The following is a 4188-nucleotide window of genomic DNA, read 5'->3' on the forward strand; positions in this document are numbered from 1 at the left end:
CACCTCCGCTGGAATCTTAAAGGTGAATATGCAGGATTAATCCTTTCCGGGCTTTTTATATAGCAAGCCCTTGCCTTCAGGCTGAGTTTTAAAACGCCGGTGCACCCAGAAGTATTGCGCCGGCGATTTTTTTATTTCCGATTCAATCCAGTCATTTACTCTTTGCGCATCAGCCAGTTCATCGCCTACTGGATAGTTTTCCCATGCAGGACCAATATCAATTGAGTAATTCCCATTCGCCATACGTCTCGGAACATATGGCACTATCACTGCTCCGCTCATTTTGGCAAGTCGAGCTGTCGCTGGAATTGTCGCCGCATTGATGCCGAAAAATTTTGCAAAGACACTGGTTCTGCGACCAAAATCCTGATCCGGCGCATACCAGACAACCTTATTCTTTTTTAATGCCCGCAACATGCCTCGCATGTCCGCCTGCAATATTGTTCCCTCACTATGGCGTTGACGCTGCTGCAGCATAACCGCATTAAATAAAGGACTTTTTAACTCCCGGAACATGACATAACAAGGCTGTTTCAACATAATCAGCCGACCGCCTAGCTCCATACTGGTAAAGTGTCCTGTCAGTAACAGCACACCTTTGCCTTTTGCCAATGCATTTTGGATATGTTCTAGTCCGTGGTATTCGACACGTTTTTCGAGACTTTTGTCACTGGCCCACCAACTGATAGCTGTTTCAATCGGCATCATCCCCATTGTTAGCATATTTTCACTAAGCAATTCCTTGCGCTCCAGAGAGCTCATGTCGGGGAAGCATAGTTCAATATTCCGCTTAGCAACACGCTCACGATCTTTCATAAACAATCGCATCAATCTTCCCAAAGTCTGGCCAGCAAACAATTGCCAGGTTTTGGGCAAATAAATGGAGAGTCGCATCAGGAACAAACCAATCCAATTTGGCCAGAATCGCGGGTGCAGGAATTTTTTACTGAGAATATTCATTTGTTCAATAACAATACAAAACAGCGTCTATGCTATCATCCCAACTCAATTTAAGCTTAAAAAAACTGCCCGTTGTGAGTCCAATTTGAAAGTCTTTTACACAATATTATTTTATCTGGCTTTACCACTCGTCCTGATCAGATTGATCTGGCGAGGGTTCAAGGCACCGGATTACTTCAAGCGTTGGAACGAACGTTTTGGCAGTATTCCCAAACGCATTTCTGAACAAAACCTGATCTGGGTTCATGCTGTATCAGTGGGCGAAGCAGAGGCCTGCAGACCCTTAATTAGTGGTTTACAGCAACGATATCCTGAGCATCAGATTTTAATCACCACCATGACCCCAACCGGCAGTGCACGGGTGAAAAGCCTGTTTGCCGACAGCGTTCTACATGTTTACTTGCCTTACGATCTGCCTTTTGCCATTAAACGTTTCTTAAAGGCTATGCGGCCCCAATTTGGGATTATTATGGAAACGGAATTATGGCCTAACCTGATTCTGATCTGTGCTGAACAATCCATTCCCGTCGTGATTGCCAATGCGAGACTATCCGCCCGCAGTGCCCATGGCTATCAAAAGGTCAGTAAGCTGACACGGCAAATGCTGCAAAGCTTGCCATTAATTGCCACTCAGACTCACAGTGATCGCGAAAGATTTCTTCAGCTCGGTGCATACAAAGAAAAAGTCCACGCTGTGGGAAACCTCAAATATGAAATTACCTTACCCGCCAGCTCTGTGGAACGAGCAGAAGCGATTCGTTCATTGTGGGGAAACCGTCCGGTGTTTATTGCTGCCAGTACCCATGAAGGGGAAGAAGAACAAATCATAGATGCTGCTCGCAAAATTCGCGGACAGTTTCGTGATTTATTGTTAGTTATTGTACCGCGCCATCCTGAACGTTTTGATCGCGTAGCCGCTTTATGCCGACGTGCAGGGTTAAACACACTTCGTAGAAGTGAAAATAAGCCCTGTGGCAGTCAGATCCAGGCATTGGTTGTCGATACCATGGGTGAACTATCTATTTTTTATGGAACTGCAGATGTCGCATTTATTGGTGGCAGTCTTGTTGCTCATGGTGGCCACAATTTACTGGAACCTGCAGCGCTTTCCAGACCCGTTATCACTGGACCGCATTATTTTAACTTTCTTGAAGTTACCAAGCAGTTTCTCGAACACCATGCGGCGATTGAAGTTAAAAATCCTGAGCAATTAGCTGATACGGTGATTGATTTATTGAAAGCCCCCCAACGTCGCGCTGAAATGGGGGATGCAGGCAGACAATTAATTGAACAGAGCAAGGGAGCCAGCCAACGTTTGCTCAACCTTATCGATATTTATATCCGTCATGGTCAACGATGAATACTGGATGCGCCAGGCATTGAAACTGGCGCAACAAGCCGAACAATATGGAGAGGTTCCTGTCGGCGCAGTCATTGTATTAAACAATGAACTTATTGGATCGGGTTGGAATCAACCTATCAGTCAACAGGATCCTTCAGCTCATGCCGAAATTATTGCCTTACGTGCTGCCTGTTTGCAGCAACAGAATTATCGACTGCCGAATTCTACAATGTACATCACATTGGAGCCTTGCATCATGTGTGCAGGTGCCATTGTGCATGCCAGAATTGAACGGGTGGTTTACGCGGCCACTGAACCGAAAACCGGCGCGGCCGGTAGCTGCTTTGATATTTTTAATACCAGCCAGCTGAATCATCGGGTTAAGTGTGAACAAGGCGTGCTGGCTGAGGAAAGCAGTCAAATGCTAAGAGATTTCTTCCGCTCTAAGCGATGAACATCACACTTCCCCAGTTTTCAATTGTAAGTTTCGGGGAATTTGTTGGGCAAAGCGATACTTATGTAGGATAATTTCATGCCCTACTGTCAGAGTGAAGTTTTGAAAAAGCCAATTTTTCTCATTTTCATGCTCTGCATATTGAGCGCTTGCAATGCCCCCAGCAATCAACTTGAACAGATTCTGGAGCGTGGCGAACTCCGTGTCGTCAGCCGCTACGGCTTGACCAGTTATTACAATAACGGGGGGCAACTGGCCGGCTTTGAGTACGATCTGGCAAAAGCGTTTGCTGATTATCTCGATGTTGAGCTCAAAGTCACTGTCCCCGATAACCTCAGTAAGACGCTTGATATGATTGAAAATGGTCAGGCAGATATTGCGGCGGCAGGGTTAACCATCACCCGAGCAAGACAGAACAGATTGCGGTTCGGCCCTATTTATCATGAAGTGACGCAACAGCTTATTTACCGTCATGGCAGTCAAAAACCTCGCGATATAACTGAAATCAGCAGCGGTCAGTTAGAAATAGTTGCCAATAGCAGTCACGCCGAACAACTCACTGTGTTGCAGCAGGAAATCCCTTTATTGTCCTGGACCGAAAATCAGACAATCGATACCAGCGGTTTACTGGAACTGGTCCAGCTTGAGTTGATTGACTACACCATAGTTGATTCCAACGAGATGGCCGCCAGTCATAGTCTTTATCCTGAGTTACGGGTCGCATTTGATGTATCCGATCCGCAACCATTAGCCTGGGGTATGCGACGCAGTGATGATATGAGTTTACAACTCGCTGTAAATGCTTTTTTTGATCAAATCGAAACTTCCGGCTATCTGGATCAATTAATTGAAACCTATTTCGGTCATATTCGACGTTTTGATTATGTGGATTCGCGTGCCATTCACCGTCGGATTCAGACACATTTGCCACAATATGAATCTATGTTTAGAGCAGCGGCATTGGCTTATGATTATGATTGGCGGTTACTGGCTGCAATTGCCTATCAGGAATCACACTGGAATCCACAAGCTGTTTCCAGCACTGGTGTACGTGGCTTGATGATGCTGACACAGGCTACTGCAAAAGAAATGGGGGTCAGTGACCGGGAGGATCCTGAACAAAGTATCTTTGCTGGTACCGCCTATCTGACCATTATGAAAAACCGTTTGCCTGAACGTATTGCTGAACCGGATCGGACCTGGCTTGCACTGGCCGCCTACAATATCGGGCTTGGTCATCTGGAAGATGCCAGAGTTCTCACTGAAAAAAATGGCGGTAATCCGGATCGCTGGTCAGACGTACGGGAAAATTTGCCATTACTGGCAAAACAGCAATGGTTCAGCCAGACCCGTTATGGTTATGCCCGTGGTGGTGAACCGGTTCGTTACGTAGGCAATATTCGTCGTTACTACGATATTATGTTGCACCATG

General features: G+C 46.1%; 4 protein-coding genes. 3 read left to right on the plus strand and 1 reads right to left on the minus strand.

Annotated features, from left to right (window positions below):
- Nucleotides 1-36: 36 nt before the first annotated feature.
- Entirely contained in the window at nt 37-960 is a 924-nt protein-coding gene (gene lpxL, locus B3O33_RS14790) for an LpxL/LpxP family Kdo(2)-lipid IV(A) lauroyl/palmitoleoyl acyltransferase (RefSeq protein ID WP_292362016.1), read from the minus strand.
- An 85-nt stretch (nt 961-1045) separates the two neighbouring features.
- Between lpxL and waaA the strand changes: the two genes are divergently transcribed.
- The 3 genes from waaA to mltF form a co-directional block, all read left to right on the plus strand.
- Nucleotides 1046-2320, plus strand: a complete 1275-nt coding sequence (gene waaA / locus B3O33_RS14795) for a lipid IV(A) 3-deoxy-D-manno-octulosonic acid transferase (protein WP_292362015.1) — start codon at nt 1046-1048, stop codon at nt 2318-2320.
- Nucleotides 2321-2327: 7 nt separating this feature from the next.
- Nucleotides 2328-2756, plus strand: a complete 429-nt coding sequence (gene tadA / locus B3O33_RS14800) for a tRNA adenosine(34) deaminase TadA (RefSeq protein WP_349676074.1) — start codon at nt 2328-2330, stop codon at nt 2754-2756.
- 78 nt (nt 2757-2834) lie between these two features.
- Nucleotides 2835-4188 (plus strand): membrane-bound lytic murein transglycosylase MltF (gene mltF / locus B3O33_RS14805; protein ID WP_292363889.1); only part of this gene is annotated, 1354 nt, incomplete at its 3' end.

The organism is Methylophaga sp. UBA1464 (assembly GCF_002325665.1).
In the GTDB taxonomy this organism is placed as follows: domain Bacteria; phylum Pseudomonadota; class Gammaproteobacteria; order Nitrosococcales; family Methylophagaceae; genus Methylophaga.

Coding starts and splice junctions, on each gene's coding strand:
- lpxL (WP_292362016.1), bottom strand. CDS start 960: ATGAATATTCTCAGTAAAAAATTCCTGCACCCGCGATTCTGGCCAAAT.
- tadA (WP_349676074.1), top strand. CDS start 2,328: ATGCGCCAGGCATTGAAACTGGCGCAACAAGCCGAACAATATGGAGAG.